A 22,282-nucleotide genomic window follows, 5' to 3' on the forward strand; every position below is an offset into this window, starting at 1 on the left:
GGAGATCCCGCCGATGAGGAAAATCGTTGGGCTTAGGGGTGGTTTATCAGAGCTAGGGCTGTTTGATTCTGGAGACAGATTCTTCTGAGACCTCTCCCCCAGCCCCTCGACCGCATGGAGAGGGGAGAATTTTTGTTACTCTTAAATCAGAAATGGTATTTAGTAATATTAATTGCTCCCCCTTCCCTTGCAGGGAAGGGGGCTGGGGGGTTAGGTCATACAAATTTTGGGAGAACATGAAACAGCCCTGGGGGTTAATCTTTTCTGAAACCCCACATCCGCAACTAAACTAACGAATCACAGAATGGGATCTTTTGAGGGAATTATTAGCAATTAACCGTTCTTCATATCGTTTTAATTGTTGATGATCTCGTTCATTTAATCGATACAAACCGGGTTCAGTATCATAACTATAATGATCAGGATTGACATCTCGCCAATCTAACACAGGAGCCGAGTTAATTTCGCTAGTATTAGGCATGACATATTCTTGATCACTGCGAATCGGAACTTCACCCATATAAGGGAGACGATAAACTTTTCTGACTTGTTCTTCGTAATCGTATCCTTTAGTTTCTAAGTGATCATAGGTGGGAAGATGTTCTGCTTGGTCTTTTGTTAATCCATTGGTATAGACACGATGGGACTGATAATCAATTCGGGAGCGACCGACAGGGAGTAAAATTGTTTTGCCAAAAATCCACAAGCCTAAGTCAACGACAAAATAACGAAAATGACCAGATTCATCAACTAAAATATCGCTAATACTGCCAATTTTTTCTTCTTGGATATCAGAATATAATTCCCAGCCGATGAAGTCTTTTCCATCAAACGCATCTTTATAATTTTGATCAAAATCTTCAATTCTTAGGAAAGCCATATTAGATTACCTTATTTGTAAACGATAAATCTTAGCTTTCCTAATTTAGCAAGATCAATTGAGTGGATTCATCTTTCTGAAGAAAGATTATCAATTCTCATCTTTTTTCAGAAATATGAATCCATCTTTTTAACGGGTTCTTGATTAATAGTTAACCGTCAACATTAAACAATCATCAACTGATTAGCGGTCAGAGTCGGTTTATTGGTGAGAGTTGCTAAGGGAATTAGAGATTGAGAATTGTTACCATCGGGGTCAAAGCCGAGTAAACCTGTAGAGGTGTTATAGAAGAATGTAGCCATGTCTCCTAAATAATCTAAGGTTGTACCACTGACAAAAACCCCTGTATCAGATGCAGTCGTGCTTAACGCTGTTCCTGCTACTAATCCTGCACCAAACCCGGCGGCGGAAAGGGCAAAGATATCTCCTTGACTGGGATTAAAATCTGTTACAGTGTCTTCACCCTGATTGGGGTTATTGTAAACAAAAGTATCAGCGCCACCGCTACCCGTGAGTTTATCGTCCCCATCGCCTCCTTCCAGGCTATTATTAGAAGCATTACCGACAATCACATCATCATAAGCTGAACCTTGAACGCTAGTTTTATCAGCTAGAATATGTTTTTGTCCGGTAGCATCGAGAATAGAGTCAAACCAATAGTTAGCCATTTTCTCGTAACCATTGGCCGTAGGATGTAAACCATTATCCGCAGGTGGAGCAGTGATATCCGTGTCTAGGATTTTGTTTGACCCTTCCCACATATTAACAAATTTGACATTTTCTGAAGCTGGTTTACTCGCTACAATTCCAGGAATCAGACCGTTATAAGCAATCACATTATCGTTTCGGGAGTCGTAGTAAGAACTATTGCGATGGATGGGTGCGATCGTACTAACCAATAAATCTCCGTTATCAAAGCTAGGATTGCTGATGATGGTATCAATTAAACTACTCAATAGATTCCCCATCGTCGAGACATTTCCTGACGCATCGTTTGTGCCAATCATCAACAGCACAACATCAGGATCAGAAGCCGGAAGCCAGTTATTTACCCCACTCCCCAGAGCCGTAGACTGACCATTTTTAATATCGTTAATTTTCCATCCTGCATGACCTTCATTGTTCTTGTCGGGTAGGTTTGTGGTTCCATTGGACTGACTGCCTACAAAATCAATCGGAACACCCAGGGATTGAAAGCGATTCCATAAACCCATCCGATAGCCATTCCATTCCTCTCGGAGTTGACTGCTATTTTCTTTGCCTTCGGTAATGGAGTCTCCCAAGGGCATGATTTTCAGGGGTTGGTTGGAGTCGGGAATATAACCCAGTCCTTGTTCTAGGTTGACATTTACTCCTTTGGAGGCTTGGCTGTAGTTTACAGTGTCACTATTATCTACAGGGTTAACCTCCACCGTCACATCGAAAGTATCTAAGTTGCTACTGACAACAGTATTATCACTGGTATCGCTAACTTGGCTGGCTTCTACNTAATGGGGTTCCCCCGCCCCTACGACTGTCAACATCCTGAATACGGTAAACCCCTGATCCTATTATGATCAGGATAAATTTAAAAAACATTACCCTAATTTTTTATATGGCTGATCAATTTAACCCGTTTAAATCAACAACGTTAATTGAACTTTTAGAATATCGAGCATTTCAGCAACCCAATCAAATTGGTTATACATTTTTAATTGATGGAGAATCTGAAACAGTAACTTTAACTTATCAACAATTAAACCAAAAAGCGAAAGCGATCGCAGCCAAATTACAAGCCATTTGTCAACCGAAAGATCGAGTTTTATTATTATATCAACCCGGATTAGACTATATTAGCGCGTTTTTTGGGTGTTTATATGCCGGAGTGATTGCAGTTCCCGCCTATCCCCCTAGACCGGATCGATCTCTTCCCCGTTTACAGGCAATTATTAAAGATACAAATGCGACGGTTGCCTTAACAACAGAATCCACATTATCCAGTTTACAACGATTTTTTCCCCAAATGTCTGATATTGCACCGTTAAACTGGTTTGCAACGGATATCCTAGAGGCTGAAATCGAAAAAAATTGGCAACCTCCCTCTATAAATAGTCAGACTCTTGCCTTTTTACAATATACTTCCGGTTCTACTGCAACCCCCAAAGGGGTGATGATTTCCCATCAGAATTTATTGCATAATTTAACTGCAATTTATCATTGTTTTGGTCATTCTTCTGAAAGTCAAGGGGTAATTTGGTTGCCTCCTTATCATGATATGGGATTAATTGGTGGAGTTTTAGAACCCTTATTTGGGGGGTTTCCTGTAATTTTAATGTCTCCTTTAATGTTTGTCCAAAATCCGTTACGCTGGTTACAAACGATTTCCCGATATCGCGCCACAACCAGTGGCGGGCCGAATTTTGCTTATGATTTATGTATAAAAAAAGTATTAGGAAAGGGGGGAACTTTAAAGGGCGGGGGAACCCCACCCCTACAGTTAGATAATTTAGATTTAAGTAGTTGGGAAGTGGCGTTTAATGGCGCAGAACCAATTTATCATGAAGTCTTAGAACGATTTAGTCAAACTTTTGCGACCTATGGGTTTAGGCGAGAAGCTTTTTATCCTTGTTATGGCATGGCTGAAGCCACTTTAATTATTACGGGAGGCTTAAAAAATGCCCCGCCCATCTTTAAAACGGTTGATGCTATTTCGTTAGAAAATCATCAGATTGTAGAAGTTGATCAACCTCCTGATAATTTAATCACTAATACTAAAACATTAGTCGGTTGTGGTCAATGTTTATTAGATCAAAAAGTATTAATTGTCAATCCTGAAACCTTTAATCTTTGTGAAGTGGGAACGGTTGGAGAAATTTGGGTTTCTGGGCTAAGTGTTGGACAGGGGTATTGGAATAAACCCCAGGAAACAGAAACCCTATTTAATGCCTATTTAACAACGGGAGAAGGGCCGTTTTTAAGAACCGGAGATTTAGGCTTTTTAGACGCTGAAGAATTGTTTATTACCGGACGAATTAAAGACATTATTATTATTAATGGTCGCAATCATTATCCCCAAGATATTGAATGGACAGTTGAACAAAGTCACCCCCTAATTCGTCCCAGTGGAGTAGCGGGATTTTCGATAGATGGGTCGGGAGAAGAACGGTTAGTTGTCGCGGTAGAAATGGAACGTCAATATTGGCAACAAATCCGCACCTGGGATAATGGCAATGGTTCTGCAAAAACCTCCCCTAAACAGGCTGTTCTTCAGTCTATCCGTCGCGCCGTGTCTCAAAATCATGATTTACAGGTTTTTAAAACGGTGTTACTCAAACCGGGAACATTACCTAAAACCTCCAGTGGCAAAATTCAACGCCACGCCTGTCGTTCTAGTTTTATAGCTGGGAAATGGGGAGAATAGGAAGCAGGGGAAGTAGGGGAAGTAGGGGCTTGTGTCCCTCCTCGCCCGTCAACAGCCAACGGAAAACCGGATTCTGCTATCTTGGGATGCTAAAGTTTTAGGGTGATGGAGGAGTGAGATTATGCAAGTGTTAAATGCGTCTATGAATGGGTCAAAACCCCAACAACCATCGGTAACGGTGCATCATCCAGAGAGGTCAGTAAATGGGATTGAATCTTTCCAGTCTGTCGCCACAATTCAAGAGTGGTTAGTCAGTCAACTCGCACAACGGTTGGAGTTGGAGGAGCTAGAGATTGATGTGGAGGAGGATTTTGCTAATTATGGCCTCAACTCCATCGAAGCGATTAACCTCTCTGGAGACTTGGAAACGATTTTGGGGCGCCGACTTCCCCCCACGCTGCTGTGGGATTATCCTAATATTTGTACCTTGGCTGAATATTTAGCAGCTAACGCAACACTAGATATCAGCCAATATCAAAAGGGAATTTCGCCCGAAGATGCTGAACATCTCTTGCATCATTTAGATCAATTATCGGATGCGGAGGTCGATACTTTATTAAATATTTTATTATCGGAACAGGAAGATAGCAATGATTAATTTATTACAATCTGTCAGTCAGTTGTCCTCCGAAGAAAAGCGATCGCTACTGGCGGAATTACTTCAAAAAAAAGCGAAATCTGTCCTTCTTCCTGAGATTGCGGTTGAATATTATCAAATCGAACAATTTCCCGAATATCTCCACCTGAAACAACAACAGCAAGAACTAGCAGACTTGGGACTAGGAAATCCCTTTTTTACTCCCCAGGAAGGAATTGCTAATGATCAAGCTAGGATTCAAGGTCAGGACTATATTAATTTTGCCACTTATAATTATTTAGGAATGTGTGGCGATCCGATTGTTTCCCAAGCAGCAAAAGAGGCTATTGATCGCTATGGAACCTCCGCTTGCGCCAGTCGGTTATTATCGGGTGAAAAGGTTATTCATCAAGAATTAGAACGAGCAATTGCTGATTTTATTGGGGTAGAAGATAGTATTGTTTTTGTTGGGGGCCATGCCACTAATGTTACAACGGTCGGGCATTTATTCGGACAACATGATTTGATTTTACATGATGCTCTGAGTCATAATAGTTTATTACAAGGAGCGTTATTATCTGGGGCAACGGCCATCGCATTTCCTCATAATGATTGCCAAGCTCTAGGTCGAATATTGCAAGAACGGCGTTCTCGTTATCAACGGGTTTTAATTATTGTAGAAGGAGTCTATAGTACCGATGGAGATATTGCCAATTTACCGGAATTTATAGAAGTTAAAAAACGTCATAAAGCGTTTTTAATGGTGGATGAAGCGCACTCGATTGGAGTATTAGGAAAACACGGTCGGGGTATGGTCGAACATTTTGGGATTAATCCCCATGATGTAGATTTATGGATGGGAACTTTAAGCAAATCCTTTGCTAGTTGTGGAGGATATATTGCCGGATCTCAAGCATTAATTGAATATCTCAAATATACCGCCCCTGGATTTGTTTTTAGCGTGGGAATTTCCCCACCCAATGCAGCATCTGTGATCGCAGCAATTAATCTGTTAAAAACCGAACCTCAACGGGTTGAACAGTTACATCAACGGGCTAAACTTTTTTTAAATTTAGCCAAAGATCAAGGGTTAAATACAGGGTTGAGTCAAGATTCTCCCGTAATTCCGATTATTGTAGGCGATTCTTGGGCCTCTGTTCAACTGTCTCAAAATTTGTTCCACCGAGGAATTAATGTACCCTTTATGTTTTATCCTTCAGTTCCTAAAAATGCAGCCCGGTTGCGATTTTTTATTACTTGTAACCACACGGAAGAACAAATTCGTTATACTGTAGACACTCTTGCCGAAGAAGTCGCAAAATTGCCACAAAATCAATGATTTTCGGAGATTTTTCCGACTTCGAGCATTGTCCCCTAAATTTCTAATTATGATGCGTGTTCTTCTAATTTATCCGATTTTCCCCAAAAGTTTCTGGTCATTTGAAAAAGCTCTTGCTTTAGTCAACCGCAAAGCTTTACTTCCGCCGTTAGGTTTAATTACTGTCGCGGCAATCTTACCCCAAGATTGGGAGTTTAAATTAGTAGACCGTAACGTTCGAGAGATTACAGAAGCGGAATGGAATTGGGCAGAATTGGTAATAATTTCCGCCATGATTGTCCAAAAAGAAGATTTTTTGGAGCAAATTCGAGAAGGAAAACGGCGGGGTAAAAAAGTTGCCGTTGGCGGCCCTTATCCCACATCAACACCCCAAGAAGCAGAAGTCGCAGGCGCGGATTATTTGGTTTTAGATGAAGGGGAAATTACCTTACCTTTATTAGTAGAAGCAATACAACGGGGGGATGAAAAGGGTGTTTTTCGCATAGAAGGAGACAAACCCGATGTCACAGGAACTCCTATCCCTCGTTTTGATTTATTGGATAAAGAAGCTTATGATATGATTTCTTTACAATACTCTCGTGGCTGTCCATTTCAGTGTGAATTTTGCGATATTATTGTATTATATGGACGCAAATCTCGAACGAAAACTCCGGCTCAACTTTTAGCCGAATTAGATCGGTTAAAAGAGTTAAAGTTTAGTCAGGGTGTTTTCTTGGTTGATGATAACTTTATTGGCAATAAACGCAATGTAAAGTTATTACTTAAGGAATTAAAAGTTTGGATGAAGGAAAATAATTATCCCTTCCGTATTACCACAGAAGCTTCTATTGATTTAGCCGAAGATCAAGAATTAATGGATTTAATGGTTGAGTGTAATTTTAGATCTGTATTTTTAGGAATTGAAACCCCCGATGAAGATAGCCTCAATTTAACTAAAAAATATCAAAATACTCGAACTTCCCTGAGTGAATCCGTTGAAAAAATTATCCGGTCTGGGTTACGGGTGATGGCGGGATTTATTATTGGCTTTGATGGGGAAGAAACAGGAGCAGGCGATCGCATTGTGCGATTTGTAGAAAAAACAACAATTCCGATTGCGATGTTTAGTATGTTGCAAGTTTTACCGAATACCGCCCTTTGGCATCGTTTAAAAAAAGAAGGGCGATTAATTGAGGAAACCGGGAATGCTAATCAAACCACATTAATGAATTTTCTTCCCACTCGACCGCTTGAAGAAATAGCGAGTGAATATGTAAATGGATTTTTTGAATTATACGATCCACAACGGTATTTAGATCGCACCTATCGTCATTTTATGATGATCGGAGAGCCGAAAACTAATTCCATTGGCAGTAAATTAGTAGATTGGCCAACTATGCGAGCCCTATTCATTTTATGTTGGTATCAAGGGGTTGTGCGGGAAACTCGTTGGACATTTTGGCGCTATTTATGGAATATTCTTCGACATAAACCCAGGGTTTTAGATCATTATTTAGTTGTTTGTGCCCAGTTAGAACATTTCTATGATTATCGCCGAGTTGTCAAAGTTGAAATTGAACAACAACTTAAAGAGCAACGAGTAGAAACCCAACGTCAGCTATCGAGTATTGCTCAATAGTTTAGAGTTTAGGGAATTTATTTTCTGTACTTCTACAAAAACCGGGTTTTTGCAGGGAAAATCTTGATTTGATCTTAGATAACAGCCAGAAACCCAGTTTTTGGGATGATGTAGGGCCGAACCTAATTCTCGATTTTCGGCATTTTTAGTCTATCATAAGGGAAAATAAAACTAATTGTTTTGTTAGTCAAACTTCCACTGAGAAAAAACAGTGCCTCCGACTTATCTACATAAACATCGGAATTCTAGGGTCGCTCAAACACGACGCCAGTTTTTGCAGACTTCTGTTGCAGCGATGGTGGCATCGTCCCTCTCAAGCTGTGGTTGGACGTTAGCTGAGGTCAAAACAACCCCAAACACTCAGGTTTCCTCAGATACCTTGTACATCTACACTTGGTCTGGCTACACGGATCAAGATTTATTAGATCGTTTTCGAGAGGAAACAGGGTTAAAAGTTGTGGCGGATGTCTTCGACTCTAACGAATCCATGTTGGCTCGGCTACAAGCAGGAGGAGCAGGTGCTTATAGTGTCATCTATCCTTCGGAATATATGGCTCAGAAAATGATCAAATTAGGGCTATTAGCTGAACTGGATCGCTCATTATTGGTGGGATTAGAAGATTTATTTCCGCAATTTCAAGACCCTAATTATGACCCAGGCGGTCGTTTTAGTGTGCCGATTAGTTGGGGAACAACGGGGTTAATTTTTAACCCGAATACTCTGAAAACATCCCCGGAAGATTGGGATTATCTTTGGCAAAATCAAGATAAATTATCAAAGCGGATAACCTTGCTCAATGACGTTCGGGAAGTCATGGGAGCCACCTTGAGAATGTTAGGATATTCCTATAATGCCACTGATCCAAATCAAATTCGCCAAGCTTATGAAAAATTAGTTAAATTACGTCCGGCGATCGCTTCTTTTACTACAGATTCCTGGCGACCTCAAATGATTGTGGGGGATTTATTAATTGCCATGTGTTATTCTTCCGATGCAGCAGAAATTATGGAAGAAAATGAGGATTTAAGATATATTACCCCCTATAGTGGGTCATCCTTATGGATTGATACAATGGTGATTCCTAAAAGTGCTCCTAACCCCGATGGAGCCTATCAATGGATTAATTTTATGTTACAACCCGATGTAGCAGCAACTTTAGTTAAACGGTTAAAATTTGCCACTCCTTCTAAATTTGCCTATCAAAAATTACCGAAAAGTTTAAGAAATGATCCGACATTATTCCCACCAGAATCAGTGATTGCTAGGAGTGAAAGTATTTCCCCCGTCGGTAAAGCCAATGAAATTTATGAACGGTATTGGACACGATTAACCAGTTAAGTGTTAAGTGTTGACTGTTGACTGTTGACTGTTGACTGACAAAACGCAATTAACCCGTTGAATGTTGATTATTATAGCAGTCACCAGACTCGTTAAGACAAAGACTGATGTTGAAAGCTAGACCGTACACCTGTCTTTTCCTCTGGTGTTCCCTGTTCCCTGTTCCCTGTTCCCTGTTCCCTGCTATAACTGACAACAAATTATGGCTATTTCAACAAAAACTCCGATGACTCCTGCTCCAACACCTGTTAAAAAGGGATGGCGACAACTCGCCTCTCAACTGATTGGCCCTTTCACCTTATTAGGGCCTTCTGGGTTGTGGTTATTACTATTATTAGTATTACCCACTTTATTAATTTTTGAACTGAGTTTAGTTGAAGATATTCGTCCTGGGGATCTGGTTATTCCTAATGGAATTGGTAATTATTTACGAGTCTTTGAGCCGATTAATTTATTAGTGATTGGGCGATCGCTCTTTTATGCCTTGGGGACAACAATTCTCTGTTTAATATTAGGATTTCCCGTCGCTTATTGGATTGCCCAATTAGCCCCGAAACCCTGGCGAAATGTGATTTTATTGGCGTTTGTTTTACCTTTATGGACATCTTCTTTATTAAGAACCTATGCCTGGATTACAATATTAAGACCAACAGGAGTATTAAATTCTATCTTAGGATTAATTGGATTACCTGGATTAGAACTTTTAAATCGAACTCCGGCGGTTTTAATTGGCATGGCCTATAGTTATTTACCCTATATGGTCACGGTTTTGTATGCCTCTTTAGAAAAATTAGATGGGAGATTATTAGAAGCTTCGGCAGATTTGGGGGCGAAACCTGTAGAAACTTTTTGGAAAGTTACAGTTCCCCAAACTTTACCCGGAATTGCCGCCGGGTCATTGTTGGTTTTTATTAGTTCAATGGGGGATTTTGTAGACCCGGAATTATTAGGGGGAGCATCGAGTATGACGGTTTCTCGATTAATTTATAACCAATTTTTAGGCTCAACTCAAAATTGGGGTTTTGGTTCAGCTTTGAGTATGGTATTAATTTTGGGGGTGAGTATTGCGATCGCACTTTTAATTAAATATGGAGATGCTAGACCTTCTCGCTAAGAGGAATTAGGAAAAATTTATGCAAGAAATTAAACAACAACCAGAGGAGATGCTTGATATGGCTTCTAAACCAAAGTTTAGAATTTCTTGGCAGGTGATTTTTGTCGGTTTGATGTTTCTTTATATGTACTTGCCGATTTTTGTATTAACATTTTATAGTTTTAATAAATCTCGATATAGTGCTGGTTGGCAGGGATTTACCTTAGAATGGTATATTAAATTATTCCAAGATACGAGAATTTTAAGTGCTTTAAAAAATAGTTTAACGGTGGGAATTTGTGCGGTAGGAATTGCCGCAGTTATTGGCACATTAATGGCGGTAGGGTTAGCTCGTTATCGTTTCCCTGGGAAGGGATTATATCAAGGAATTTCCTATTTACCGTTAATTATTCCTGATATTGCGATCGCGGTTTCTACCCTGGTCTTTTTAGCCGCCGTTGCTATTCCTCTAAGTTTATGGACAATTGTATCGGCCCATGTTGTTTTTTGTTTAGCCTATGTTGCTTTAGTGGTTTCAACCCGGTTAGCGGATTTAGATCCTTATTTAGAAGAAGCCGCATTAGATTTAGGTGCAACTCCAATAGAAGCTTTTATTCAAGTCTTATTACCTCAATTAATGCCGGGGATTGTATCAGGATGTTTACTGGCTTTTGTATTAAGTATGGATGATTTTTTAATCGCAAGTTTTACCGCCGGAAGTGGAGCTAATACTTTACCGATGGAAATCTTTAGTCGGATTAGAACAGGGGTAAAACCGGATATTAATGCCTTGAGTGTAATCCTGATTTTAGCGTCTGGATTTTTAGCGTTATTTGGGGAATATTTACGCAGTCAAGGGGAAGGAAAGCGAATTAAAAATTAGATATGGGGCAGTGGGGTTAATCCCCCCAGGGCTGTTTCATTCTCAAGGCAGATTCCTTTGTGGGACACATCCCCCAGCCCCTCGACCGCATGGAGAGGGGAGAATTTTTGTTACTCTTAAATCAGAAATGGTATTTAGTAATATTAATTGCTCNAACTTGAAAGACCAATATATTTACCTTCAGAGGCGAAGTTTCCGATCTCAATTTTATACCCGGCTAAGGTCATGCCTTCGGCTTCCATTCTCACCGTTGTGGGTGGAGTGGAGGAAGACTCTACGTTAATTGTAAATGTATCTAAGTTGCTACTGACAACAGTATTATCACTGGTATCGCTAACTTGGCTGGCTTCTACCGCGACGCTGTAATTTCCAGCTTCGTTACTATCCCAACTCCCTCCAGGAGCGTCAATACTATAGGTCGCCGTGCGAGGAGTACCATCGCTATTGGTATCGACACTCACAAAGTTTGCAAGTTGCTCAAACCCATTCGGCCCAGTAACTCGCACATCTTGACTATCGAGACTGGAAACCTTGACTCCGTTGTCATCGCTATAGGTAACGGTGAAGGTGTAACTATTATTACTTCCTGATGTCAGGATAATATCGTTAGCTGTAGCACTGGCTGTGGGGGCTGTGGTATCAACAGGGGGAACCTCCACCGTCACATCGAAAGTATCTAAGTTGCTACTGACAACAGTATTATCACTGGTATCGCTAACTTGGCTGGCTTCTACCGCGACGCTGTAATTTCCAGCTTCAGCACTATCCCAACTCCCTCCAGGAGCGTCAATACTATAGGTTGCCGTGCGAGGAGTGCCATCGCTATTGGTATCGACANAGGGCTTTAGCCCTATAATCTTTGTGCTAAAGCCCTACAACGATTTCTACGGATAAGTGTCGCTTAGTTTATTAACCTGAGTGGGAGGCTATTGTTGAATGGATTGCTCATTAAGTTATGCAGATATCCTAAAAAAAGGAGATGATGTCTTGATTCCTGGTCATAGCCGAAGGTATTTCAGGAAGCCATATCTAAAAGCGCTAAGTTTTTTTTCAGGCTGCATGGGTTTGGATTTGGGACTAGAAAGAGAAGGAATCGAAATACTTCTAGCCTGTGAACTTGATCGAGCAGCCCGAAAAACCATTGAAACAAATCGACCAGATCTCGCCATTATTGGGGATATCAGAGATTATTCAGCGACAGAAATTCGGGAAAAGGCAGGATTGAGTTTAGCCACAGAGATCGATATAATCGTTGGCGGCCCACCGTGTCAAGCGTTTAGTAGTGCGGGTAAGCGTCAGGGATTTAATGACGAACGTGGAAATGTTTTCTTAAAGTTTATTGATTTGATTACTGAACTTCAACCCCGATTTGCAGTAATTGAGAATGTCCGAGGATTACTATCTGCTCCGTTACAGCACAGACCCCATGAAATGAGGGGGAAGAACTTTCCATCTCTATCTCAAGATGAAAAAAGGGGGGGCGCACTCCTGTTTATCATTCAACGACTCAAAGAAGCCGGGTACAGCATTTCCTTCAATTTATATAATGCTGCTAATTTCGGGTCGCCACAACAGCGAGAAAGAGTAATTATTACTTGCAACCGGGATGGAGAAAAACTCCCCTATCTCACACCAACTCACTCAGAAAAAGAGTTATATGGTCTGACACGATGGCGAACATTGCAAGAAGCACTGGAAGGACTACCTAAAGATGGGCATCACTTTGTTAAGTTTCCTGAAAAACGACTCAAATACTATCGACTGTTGAAACCTGGACAATATTGGCGGGACTTACCAACAGACCTTCACCAAGAAGCACTTGGGGCTTCTTATCATACAGGTGGCGGGAAAACTGGTTTCTACCGGAGGTTAGCTTGGGATAAGCCTTCTCCGACCCTAGTAACCCATCCAGCTATGCCTGCAACTGACCTGGCGCATCCAGAAGAGGATAGACCCCTTAGTATTGAAGAGTACAAGCGAATACAAGAATTTCCTGATGATTGGATCATCACGGGTACTTTACTCGATCAATATCGGCAAGTCGGAAATGCAGTACCCTGTTCTTTGGGAAGATCTATCGCCAGAATGTTATTGACTTATTTGAAAGGAGAAACACCGATTGTTTATCCAAACTTTCCCTATTCGCGCTACCACAAGACTGACGATGTGAGTTGGATGGTTGAAACTCTAGGTGAGCTTGAAGAAACATTAGGAAAGCAACTTTCTTTGAATCTAATCTGAGTGACTAAGTACCCTGCTCATGGTTTTCTTTATCATCCTTTTTATACAGATCTGAGATATATTTTTCTAATTTTTCTTCCGACATACAGTTATCACTAGATAAACCGATCATCTCATTAAGTTCGTCCCAATTTGTATTTCGCTTATCGGGTGGGTTGACTAAATCATTAAAACCAAGCTGTCGTGCTAAATCAATCCATGTGTCCAACCGTTGATAACTTCCTATTGGTTTAATATGTTTTAAATTTGGATCTTTCTTAAGCTTTTTCTTAAGCTTTTCCAGTGTACCCTTATCCGTTACTTCTATTCCTAATTTTTCGTATATGTTATTTTTTAAACTATCTCGTTTCAGTTCCCATTTAGAATCAGATCTACACCAAAGTTTACTATCAATACGATCCTTATAATCCTTATCTTTAAATATCTCCCTAATTTTTGAGCTAGAGCTATTTTCCGTATTGTCTCCATTTTTGACTTGTAAACAAATCCATTTTTCTTGAGGTGTGGTATCTTCTTGAGGTGGGGTAGGAAATTTTATAAAATCAGTCGCAAGGATGATCTCACTACGACACCAAATCCAGCCATAACTTTCAATTACACCTGCAATATATCTCTCAAGAAGACTTCCAAGAAGATTTTCTGCTGACATTGCGAGAATATGACTATTGATGTGGGCTTCAGCTTCCTCATCAGTACATTTTTCACTCTTTTTAAGTATCAATCGAACCATCTGATCCGGAATAGTTCCGCCAATTTCTGGCTCTTTATTGATTTTTAAATTAGGTTCTTTTCTACCATATTCATATTTTTTTAGAATATCTACAAAGTATTCTTTATTGGTCTTTTCTTGTGTTGTTACGTCGTTTTCATCTTGCTTTTTTTTTACTGTTGTTAGGAGTTTAGGAAACTGATTTATAAAGAAAAGTAGCTGGCAAACTTTTTCTTTATGTTCAGACTCTAGCATGGCATCTTCCATAGCCTTCTTAATATCAGGCTCATATTGTTTCTGGAAATTTTCGTAATCCCTAAATATTTCAATCTCCGAATCAGAACTATCTATACTGTTCTCGTGCATAAAACTAATGAAAGTATTAAAACTGAACTTATAATTGCTATTTTATCATCAAAACAGTCTCAACAGCAACGAAATATTAAGAATGCGTTACAATTATTGATGAGAAATTTATTCTAGGATCTTCACTTAATGAAAACTGCATTAATTAGAGGATCATTGAATATTATAGCCTTAGTTTAATTGTTAATTTACCTCGATTTTTCCCCAGGGATACAATTGTTAGTATTGTGGAAAAACAGTTTAAACCTAAGAAATAATCTTGTNAACGCTGTAATTTCCGGCTTCAGCACTATCCCAACTCCCTCCAGGAGCGTCAATACTATAGGTCGCTGTGCGAGGAGTGCCATCGCTATTGGTATCGACACTCACAAAGGTTGCGAGTTGATCAAACCCATTCGGCCCAGTGACGCGCAGATCTTGACTATCGAGACTGGAAACCTTGACTCCTTTGTCATCGCTATAGGTAACGGTGAAGGTGTAACTACTATTACTTCCTGATGTCAGGATAATATCGTTGGCTGTCGCACTGGCTGTGGGGGCGGTGGTATCCGGGGGAATAATAGAGGTGGGAATATATTCAATATAATCAATTCTTGCTTCTTCTCCGCCTTCGCGTTCACCCTGAATTTGGACTTGACCGCCTTGGGTGAGGGAAACACCAGAAATCTTATAATCCGCTACATTTTTGGGCGAGGTGTAACCGGGGCCGAGAATTTGATTGGCAACCCAGCTATAATTAGGCTCTACCACCCAGTTTTGATTGGCAGCGTCCCGGTGTTTTAGGGTAAAGGTAGATTCACCGTCACTCTCATCATTGTAACGAATGACAATATCATAGGTTCCTGATGGTAAGTTAAAATCGTGAGTGACCGTGCCAATTGTAGCCCCACGCTCAAGTCGAATCAGTTTGCCAGAAGCAAAGGAGCTAGATTCACTAACGTAGTTAACGCGGGTTAAAATTTCAGCTTCTATACGAGTTGTAGCCATTTTGAATCTCCTAATCTATGTATTCGGTAAATGCAGCCTAGTAACTAAAATTTATTTATTATCTGTATATTCACTGAACTCAAGCTAACACTTCCTGGAAAGACAGAACAGTAACGGCTTGGTGCTTTTACAGAATATTTATATTCTATTGAGTCTTTTTAAAGTAACTGTAAAGTCAGAGTTAAAGTTTAAGCATAACCTTTATAAAAATAGGTCTTTTGTAAAGGTGAATATCTCCTATCTTTACGAATTCTGGCTCTATGTAAAGCTCTCCAATCTCTAATCGAAAAGAGCTTAACCTTTTTGATCAATTTTACAAGATATAAGAGTGGTGGTAGAAAAAATTTTAGATTACAATTTAATGGGGCTGTTTTCTGTAATAATACGCCCCTATTTTTCTTATTCAGGAGGGACGCTCAGTGGAATCCCAGATTGATCCCAAGTTAACATTTTCAGACCCCCATAAAAACACTAAACAAGTTTTACTGGAACAGATACCGATTGCATTGATTCTGTTACTAGCTATGGGACTGCGATTATATCAACTCAGTACCGAAAGTGTCTGGATTGATGAAATGCTCAGTATTCAGGATGCTCAAACCTTTCGCCTGACTCTACCTTATGTGCGTCCATTCTACTACTTGCTCCTCAAGTTCTGGATGCTGTTTGGTGATAGTGATGCTTGGTTACGGGGATTATCGATTGTTTTTAGCTTAGGAAGCATTTATTTTACCTATTGGTTGGGATGTCGCATTGTCGGTAAATCCACGGGGTTAATTGCTGCGTTTCTGGCGAGTGTATCCCCTTTATTTATTAATCATGCTCAAGAAATTCGGATGTACACGGTGATTTCGTTCCTCAGTGTGGCGGGAACCGTTGCGCTGACTTACACTCTTGAACAGCCGACTTATAAAAGTTTAACAGGGTGGGTAATTGCCCGAATTTTCTTAATATTAACGAATCCTAATAATATCTTAATCTTAATTGCTGATACGGTTTTATTAGGATGGAAATTTCGCAAACAACCTCAGTATTTGCTGGCTTCTGGTGTAGGTTTATCGGTGATTAGTTTGTTTTTCCTGCCGATTTTATGGTCGCTCACCATCGGAGGTACATCGGATGAGTTTATGAAAAAGCAAGTTGAGGACTACTCTAAACCCGGAATTACTCAAATTGTGGGAATGTTGACCCAATTTACAGTATATTGGCCCCTCAGAAATTTGCTTCAATCTAATCAAATTATCCTGAACAAAAATGAGTTAACGGATAATACGTTGTTAAGTCAATTATTCACTATTAAAACCCTATCTCTGCTTTTTTATGCTGGGATTACTGCCGTTTTGATTGTTTTATTAGTGATTTCCTTGTTAAATCTTTTCAGCAAATATCCTTCAGAAAGGTTGGCTTGGTTAGCAACTTGGGCGATGATACCTGCGGGGTTAATGTTGTTTATTTCCTATTATAAAAATTCGGTTTGGTTTCCCCGTTATCTGATGTTAGTTGCGCCCTATTTTCTAATTCTGATCGCTGCTGGATTTGTCGTGATTTGGAACTGGAAAAAGCCCATTGCTGTTGTGATTGCCATTGCTTATTTGATAGCAGTAACAGGAGGTCTTTTTGATTACTATACTAAACTGTATCGCAATGATTGGCAGGGAGTAGCCCAATATATTTATCAAAATCAAAAACCCAATGATTTGATTGTTATGCAATCAACACCAAACTTTTTTGAACTTTCTCTCCCTCGTTATTATCCCGAAAAAAATAAAGTTTATCTCCTCAACCATCCGGGTTCGGAGGATAAGTTAACCCCAGCTTATATTCAACAACAGTTGGGCGGTACTTTACCTTTGAAGTCGAATCTTTGGTTTGTTTGTTGGCTATTCTGTAAAGAAACTAAGGGGATAAATCAAGTATTCTCCACAGTAGAGGGAGAACAATTTAAAGTTGAAGAGAAAAAAACATTTAGTAGCCTTGAATTTCAACCGATTCAAGTATTTAAGGTAACTCCTGTTGTGATTCCGACACCATCCCCCAACCCTCAGTAAAATTTGATAACCTCAAGCCTTTGCTTCCTGGGTTGATGTTTTTCGGCTATGGGGATTGAGTCGAGAAGATAAATCTTCAAAAAACCCTTGATATAATTCTTTTCCTCAGCTATTTTATAGTCAGGAATTTTCTCCAGGTTCACCCAAGGATACTCTTGGTTATCAGTAAACAGGAATCAGCGATTTGTAAAGAGTTGTCAATTTTTAAATTAAGGCTAGAAACTGATAACTGATAACTAATTCCCTGATTTCCCAGAATTTACCAATAAACGTAAACTATTTCCTTTTTTAAGGATTCAGAGGATAAGATGGATATTTCACAACCCCCGATTTTAAAAACGCCAGAACCTCAGAAACAATATGGAGATTTAATTTTTGGTTCCCGCTCTCTAGCTGTTTCTATCGTAGTACCTATTTACAATGAACTAGAAAGTATACCGCGATTAATAGCAGCGATTGATAGCAGTATGACTTCCTTGGGTTTAAGTTATGAATTGATTTGTGTAGATGATGGGTCAACCGATGGTTCGACTGAACTACTCAAACAGGAAGCAGCGATCAATTCTCATTTAAAAGCGATTATTCTGCGTCGCAATTATGGCCAAACCGCAGCGATGGCGGCGGGATTTAAGTATTCCCAGGGTCAGGTGATCATTACCATTGATGGTGATTTACAAAATGATCCAACGGATATTCCCCTTCTGTTAACAGAGTTGGGTAAGGGTTTCGATGTGGTCAGTGGTTGGCGTAAAAATCGACAAGATGCCAAAATTACCCGTTTGCTTCCCTCTCGTATTGCTAACTGGCTGATTAGTAAAATGACTGGGGTACAACTACATGACTATGGTTGTTCTCTCAAAGCCTACCGTACTGAATTAATCGCGGACATGAAACTCTATGGAGAATTACACCGATTTTTACCCGCTTTAGCGTTTATTGAAGGGGCGAGAATTACTGAAATCCCGGTTAACCATCATGCTCGTCGTTTTGGTCAGAGTAAATATGGTTTAGATCGTACCTTCCGCGTGGTGATGGATTTATTAACAATTTCCTTTATCAAAAAATTCCTGACTCGACCTATGCACGTTTTTGGTCTGTTAGGGATGTTAGCTTTTGCTTTTGGAATTATTGTTGGTGCTTATTTGAGCTTTGTTCGCCTGGTTTTGGGTGAAGGAATTGCTGATCGCCCTTTACTGATTTTTGCAGTATTACTGACCCTGACCGGAATTCAACTCTTTTGTTTTGGTCTATTGGCTGAACTTTCAATGCGAACCTATCACGAGTCTCAGGATCGACCCATTTATCGAGTTCGTGAAGTCATTGAAGCTAACGACAACGCTAACAAGCAAACCTACAGTTAATCGTTTCTGGTTTCCTCTAGGGAGATGAAAGTAAGCTTTTTTGAGCAGTGTTAATCGTCTAAATTGAGAGAATAACTCTCAACCGGGAAGATTTTACACATCATATATTGAGGATGAAAAGCTGGGGACGAGTGACAAACCGAAGATGAGGAAGGAGTTTCTACAGGGTTGTTTTGAGGTTCAATACACAAAGCTACCTGTCCAACTCCAATCATTAAGGTTTGCACTCGTTCAACAATCTGATCGATATCCACTAACAACTGTTCCGCCACCGATAAAGATGGGCTAACAATAAAAAAGGTTTTGACTCCTGTGGGACTGGGAGCAAAACCAAATCGGCATTCTAACAGTTGAGATTGGCTTGAGTTGGGTAGGGTATCATGGAAACGTTCAATTAACGCCTGATAAAAAGACTCGTTGAGCGCACGATCATCAAATTTAGGTTGGGATAACATGGTTAGTCCTTACTTGACCTGTTACATACTTTACTTTTTAGTTTAACATTTATTAATTTCCGATCGGTCAAAATTTTTAATCAAATTGATAAGCAAACCGAGGGGTAATGTCAGAACTTGCTCACATTGATGATTTGAGTTAAGCAGCATTACTCAGCCTGATCATAGATGACAAGAATTTAGAAAGGATCACTATTCAGGGTAATTTTGCTCATAGAATATAAATTAGCACTTAAAGCTTGATCTCAAATTCAGGCTAATTTTAGAGGTTAAAAATTATGAAAAAGTCAAGAATTAATTTTAACTTGGTTTTAACCTTAGTGATTTATTCAAGCGTTGCTTGTACCCCTAGTGTTTCCCCATCCGTTGTATCTCCATCTTCTTCAACAAATGCTCCTAATCCTTCTAATTCACAACAAAATCCAGAATTAGAGATAGCGATTATTCCGTGGGTTAGTTCAACCGAACAACAGGATAAAATTCAACAGTTGGAAGAATATTTAAAGCAAGAACTACATCAACCCGTTAAAATTCAGTTAACAAAAGATTATGAAACAGCAGTTAATTTATTGGTTAAGGGTGAAGTTAAAGTGGCTTATCTTGGCCCTTTATCATATATTCAAGCGAAACAACGGAATCCTAATTTAGAACCGATTGTTGCTCATATCGAAAAAACCACTGGCCGACCTTGGTATACAAGCGTTATTGTGGTAAATAGCCAAGCTGGAATTATTACCCTAGAAGATATCAAGGGGAAACGCTTTAGTTTTGTTAGTCCTTCATCAACCTCTGGTTTTCTATTTCCCAGTGCTAAATTTAAAAAATTAGGAATGAAACCAGATCGGGATTTTTCTGAGGTGCAATATGCGGGTGGACATGATAAAAATATTATCGCTTTAGCCGAGGGAAAAGTCGATGCGATCGCTGTTAACAAATCAGCTTATATTGAAGCAGTACAACAGAATCTACTTCCTGAAAACCAATATAAAACTATTTGGGAATCTCAGCCAATCCCCAATTCTCCCTTTGTAATTTCTAGCAGTTTACCCTCAGAACTAAAAACTAAATTGCAGCGAGCTTTAATTAATGCTCCCGAAGGGTTATTGAATGTAGGAGGAATAACAGCAACGGGTTACACTGTAGTTCAAGATGAAGATTATGAGCCGATTCGCAAACTTCAAACCTTTTTAGAAAAACCTACTCAAAACCCATGAAAATTTCTGTTAAATTTATTGGCTCTTCAATTTTTGTCTTTAGTTTTGTTTGTATTTTGTTTAATGGTAGTCAATCTTTGTTTATGCAATCAGAGATGGCTTTAAAAGAGCGTCGAGAACAAACTCGCCAAACTTTAAATCGGATTTTAAACTTACAAATTGAAGCTAGAGATGAAATTGTTGCTCTGAAGGATTATTTACTTTTAGGTAATAATCCAACGGATATGGTGCGTTATCAGAAGTCTAAATCTAAGTTTCAGATCACGTTACAAGAACTGCAACTTCTACTTCCTGCTTCTGCTGATTTAGAAGTAATTCACAGACGACATCAAGAATTAATTCGGTTAGCTGATAGCTTAAAAGAGTATCAAAAAATTGATTTGCCGCGATTACAACAGGATATTAGAGCGATTAATTCCTTTAGTAAAAATATTGAGATTTCCCTAGATTTTTTAGTGGATAGTATTCAACAACAAGAGAAACAGGCTGAAGCACAAGTCTTGCAAATTCAACAAACCGTTGTTTTTACTCAAACCTTAATATTAGGAATAATTTTTCTGGTTTTTGCCTTACAATTTGCCTTAATTTTACTTCCGGTTATTCGTTCCTTTCGAGAGTTACGATTGGGTGTTCAGAAACTCGGTGCAGGTGATTGGTATTATCAAGTAAAAATTCAATCAGGAGATGAAATTGAAGAAGTTGGCAACTATTTTAATCAAATGGCAGCCCAATTATCAGAATTATATCAGAATTTAGAGGAGAAAATTAGAGAAATTACACAGACCAATAATTTACTCAATCAAGAAATTAGCGATCGCATTCAAACTGAAGCCGATTTACATAAAACCTTGCAACAACTACAACTGTCCCAAGAAATTATTCAACTGGAAAAAATGTCAAGTTTAGCAAAAATGGTGGGAGGAATTGCCCATGAAATTAACAATCCTGTCACCTTTATCTCGGCGAATTTAACCCATGTCAATAATTATCTACAAGATTTAATCTATTTAATTTCTATTTATCAGAGATATTATCCTGAATCTGTCCCTGAAATTCAAGAATTTATAGAAGCAATTGATTTTGATTTTCTCCAAGAAGATGCTATTAAAATTATTGAATCAATGGCATTTGGCGCAACTCGAATTAAAGATATTGTGCAATCGTTAAGAACCTTTTCTCGATTAGATGAAGCCGATTGTAAAAAAGTAGATATTCACAAAAATTTAGAAAGTACCTTACTCATTTTACATCATCGCTTACAATCTAATTTTTATCCTTCTGCCATTACTGTGATTAAAAATTATGATGATTTACCATTAGTAGAATGTTATCCCAGCCAACTAAATCAAGTCTTTATGAATATTATTGTGAATGCGATTGATGCTTTAGAAGACCGAAATCATCCTCAAAATTTAGCCTCCAACTCACAACTTAATTTAACTCCCCTGATCTCCCCCACAATCTCAATTAGCACTCACCTAATTTCACCCAATGAAATTGAAATTCGGATTGCTGATAATGGGTCTGGTATTCCTCCCGAAATTCAGTCGAAAATTTTCGATCCCTTTTTTACCACAAAAGACGTGGGAAAAGGCACCGGATTAGGGTTATCCGTCAGCTATCAAATTATTGTTGATAAACACGGAGGAGAATTAACCTGTGATTCCCAACTCGGTCAAAAAACAGAATTTAGGATCAAAATTCCCATCAAACTCCCCAAAATATCACCCTTAGAAATAATAGAAAAACCTAAAACCAAACAACTCAACTGA

16 protein-coding genes are annotated in these 22,282 nt (G+C 39.2%); 12 read left to right on the plus strand and 4 right to left on the minus strand.

All coding sequences use genetic code 11. The annotated features are described in order from the left end of the window. Window positions 1-289: 289 nt before the first annotated feature. Together PL8927_RS16040 and PL8927_RS16045 are read right to left on the minus strand one after the other, a co-directional pair. Complete coding sequence (locus PL8927_RS16040; RefSeq protein WP_083623445.1) at window positions 290-880, minus strand: PRC-barrel domain-containing protein; 591 nt, start codon at window positions 878-880, stop codon at window positions 290-292. 164 nt (window positions 881-1,044) lie between these two features. After that, window positions 1,045-2,403: an SGNH/GDSL hydrolase family protein gene (locus PL8927_RS16045; protein ID WP_083623447.1), complete on the minus strand. Its 1,359-nt coding sequence runs from the start codon at window positions 2,401-2,403 to the stop codon at window positions 1,045-1,047. Between the two features lie 71 nt (window positions 2,404-2,474). Between PL8927_RS16045 and PL8927_RS16050 the strand changes: the two genes are divergently transcribed. The 8 genes from PL8927_RS16050 to PL8927_RS16090 all read left to right on the plus strand — a co-directional run bounded on the left by PL8927_RS16050 (window position 2,475) and on the right by PL8927_RS16090 (window position 13,370). Further along, complete coding sequence (locus PL8927_RS16050) at window positions 2,475-4,280, plus strand: fatty acyl-AMP ligase (RefSeq protein WP_083623451.1); 1,806 nt, start codon at window positions 2,475-2,477, stop codon at window positions 4,278-4,280. A gap of 121 nt (window positions 4,281-4,401) precedes the next feature. Further along, window positions 4,402-4,878, plus strand: coding sequence for an acyl carrier protein (locus PL8927_RS16055; protein WP_083623453.1), 477 nt, complete (start codon window positions 4,402-4,404; stop codon window positions 4,876-4,878). After that, window positions 4,871-6,196 (plus strand): aminotransferase class I/II-fold pyridoxal phosphate-dependent enzyme, encoded by a 1,326-nt coding sequence (locus PL8927_RS16060; protein WP_083623455.1) that lies wholly within the window; start codon window positions 4,871-4,873, stop codon window positions 6,194-6,196. The genes PL8927_RS16055 and PL8927_RS16060 overlap by 8 nt, the downstream gene beginning before the upstream one ends. 52 nt (window positions 6,197-6,248) lie before the next feature. Next, window positions 6,249-7,814, plus strand: coding sequence for a B12-binding domain-containing radical SAM protein (locus tag PL8927_RS16065; protein ID WP_083623457.1), 1,566 nt, complete (start codon window positions 6,249-6,251; stop codon window positions 7,812-7,814). Between the two features lie 295 nt (window positions 7,815-8,109). Beyond that, a complete protein-coding gene (locus PL8927_RS16070; protein WP_083623716.1) occupies window positions 8,110-9,153 on the plus strand; it encodes a polyamine ABC transporter substrate-binding protein in 1,044 nt (347 codons plus the stop codon). A 202-nt stretch (window positions 9,154-9,355) separates the two neighbouring features. Continuing rightward, the gene (locus PL8927_RS16075) at window positions 9,356-10,267 is read left to right on the plus strand and encodes an ABC transporter permease (protein WP_083623459.1); all 912 of its coding nucleotides are present in this window, start codon (window positions 9,356-9,358) and stop codon (window positions 10,265-10,267) included. Window positions 10,268-10,286: 19 nt separating this feature from the next. Further along, window positions 10,287-11,129, plus strand: a complete 843-nt coding sequence (locus PL8927_RS16080) for an ABC transporter permease (protein ID WP_083623461.1) — start codon at window positions 10,287-10,289, stop codon at window positions 11,127-11,129. 987 nt (window positions 11,130-12,116) lie between these two features. Continuing rightward, entirely contained in the window at window positions 12,117-13,370 is a 1,254-nt protein-coding gene (locus PL8927_RS16090) for a DNA cytosine methyltransferase (protein WP_407947423.1), read from the plus strand. A gap of 4 nt (window positions 13,371-13,374) precedes the next feature. Here PL8927_RS16090 and PL8927_RS16095 read toward each other — a convergent pair whose 3' ends face one another. Next, complete coding sequence (locus PL8927_RS16095; protein ID WP_197047444.1) at window positions 13,375-14,346, minus strand: SinI family restriction endonuclease; 972 nt, start codon at window positions 14,344-14,346, stop codon at window positions 13,375-13,377. A 1,505-nt stretch (window positions 14,347-15,851) separates the two neighbouring features. Here PL8927_RS16095 and PL8927_RS16105 point away from each other — a divergent pair. Further along, a complete protein-coding gene (locus tag PL8927_RS16105; protein WP_083623470.1) occupies window positions 15,852-17,480 on the plus strand; it encodes a glycosyltransferase family 39 protein in 1,629 nt (542 codons plus the stop codon). Window positions 17,481-17,788: 308 nt separating this feature from the next. After that, window positions 17,789-18,841, plus strand: coding sequence for a glycosyltransferase family 2 protein (locus PL8927_RS16110; protein ID WP_083623473.1), 1,053 nt, complete (start codon window positions 17,789-17,791; stop codon window positions 18,839-18,841). Between the two features lie 50 nt (window positions 18,842-18,891). On the opposite strand, the gene PL8927_RS16115 is transcribed toward PL8927_RS16110, so the two are convergent. Continuing rightward, window positions 18,892-19,296, minus strand: a complete 405-nt coding sequence (locus PL8927_RS16115; protein WP_083623475.1) for a hypothetical protein — start codon at window positions 19,294-19,296, stop codon at window positions 18,892-18,894. Between the two features lie 278 nt (window positions 19,297-19,574). Here PL8927_RS16115 and PL8927_RS16120 point away from each other — a divergent pair, with 278 nt between their 5' ends. Continuing rightward, entirely contained in the window at window positions 19,575-20,510 is a 936-nt protein-coding gene (locus PL8927_RS16120; protein WP_083623478.1) for a phosphate/phosphite/phosphonate ABC transporter substrate-binding protein, read from the plus strand. Then, the gene (locus PL8927_RS16125) at window positions 20,507-22,282 is read left to right on the plus strand and encodes a sensor histidine kinase (RefSeq protein ID WP_083623481.1); all 1,776 of its coding nucleotides are present in this window, start codon (window positions 20,507-20,509) and stop codon (window positions 22,280-22,282) included. The genes PL8927_RS16120 and PL8927_RS16125 overlap by 4 nt, the downstream gene beginning before the upstream one ends.

It is taken from the genome of Planktothrix serta PCC 8927 (assembly GCF_900010725.2).
Lineage (GTDB): Bacteria > Cyanobacteriota > Cyanobacteriia > Cyanobacteriales > Microcoleaceae > Planktothrix > Planktothrix serta.

Excerpts from the sequence above, each read along its gene's own strand:
- PL8927_RS16040 (WP_083623445.1), bottom strand. The coding sequence starts at position 880 with ATGGCTTTCCTAAGAATTGAAGATTTTGATCAAAATTATAAAGATGCG.
- PL8927_RS16050 (WP_083623451.1), top strand. The coding sequence starts at position 2,475 with ATGGCTGATCAATTTAACCCGTTTAAATCAACAACGTTAATTGAACTT.
- PL8927_RS16055 (WP_083623453.1), top strand. The coding sequence starts at position 4,402 with ATGCAAGTGTTAAATGCGTCTATGAATGGGTCAAAACCCCAACAACCA.
- PL8927_RS16060 (WP_083623455.1), top strand. The coding sequence starts at position 4,871 with ATGATTAATTTATTACAATCTGTCAGTCAGTTGTCCTCCGAAGAAAAG.
- PL8927_RS16065 (WP_083623457.1), top strand. The coding sequence starts at position 6,249 with ATGCGTGTTCTTCTAATTTATCCGATTTTCCCCAAAAGTTTCTGGTCA.
- PL8927_RS16070 (WP_083623716.1), top strand. The coding sequence starts at position 8,110 with ATGGTGGCATCGTCCCTCTCAAGCTGTGGTTGGACGTTAGCTGAGGTC.
- PL8927_RS16075 (WP_083623459.1), top strand. The coding sequence starts at position 9,356 with ATGGCTATTTCAACAAAAACTCCGATGACTCCTGCTCCAACACCTGTT.
- PL8927_RS16080 (WP_083623461.1), top strand. The coding sequence starts at position 10,287 with ATGCAAGAAATTAAACAACAACCAGAGGAGATGCTTGATATGGCTTCT.
- PL8927_RS16095 (WP_197047444.1), bottom strand. The coding sequence starts at position 14,346 with ATGGAAGATGCCATGCTAGAGTCTGAACATAAAGAAAAAGTTTGCCAG.
- PL8927_RS16110 (WP_083623473.1), top strand. The coding sequence starts at position 17,789 with ATGGATATTTCACAACCCCCGATTTTAAAAACGCCAGAACCTCAGAAA.
- PL8927_RS16115 (WP_083623475.1), bottom strand. The coding sequence starts at position 19,296 with ATGTTATCCCAACCTAAATTTGATGATCGTGCGCTCAACGAGTCTTTT.
- PL8927_RS16120 (WP_083623478.1), top strand. The coding sequence starts at position 19,575 with ATGAAAAAGTCAAGAATTAATTTTAACTTGGTTTTAACCTTAGTGATT.
- PL8927_RS16125 (WP_083623481.1), top strand. The coding sequence starts at position 20,507 with ATGAAAATTTCTGTTAAATTTATTGGCTCTTCAATTTTTGTCTTTAGT.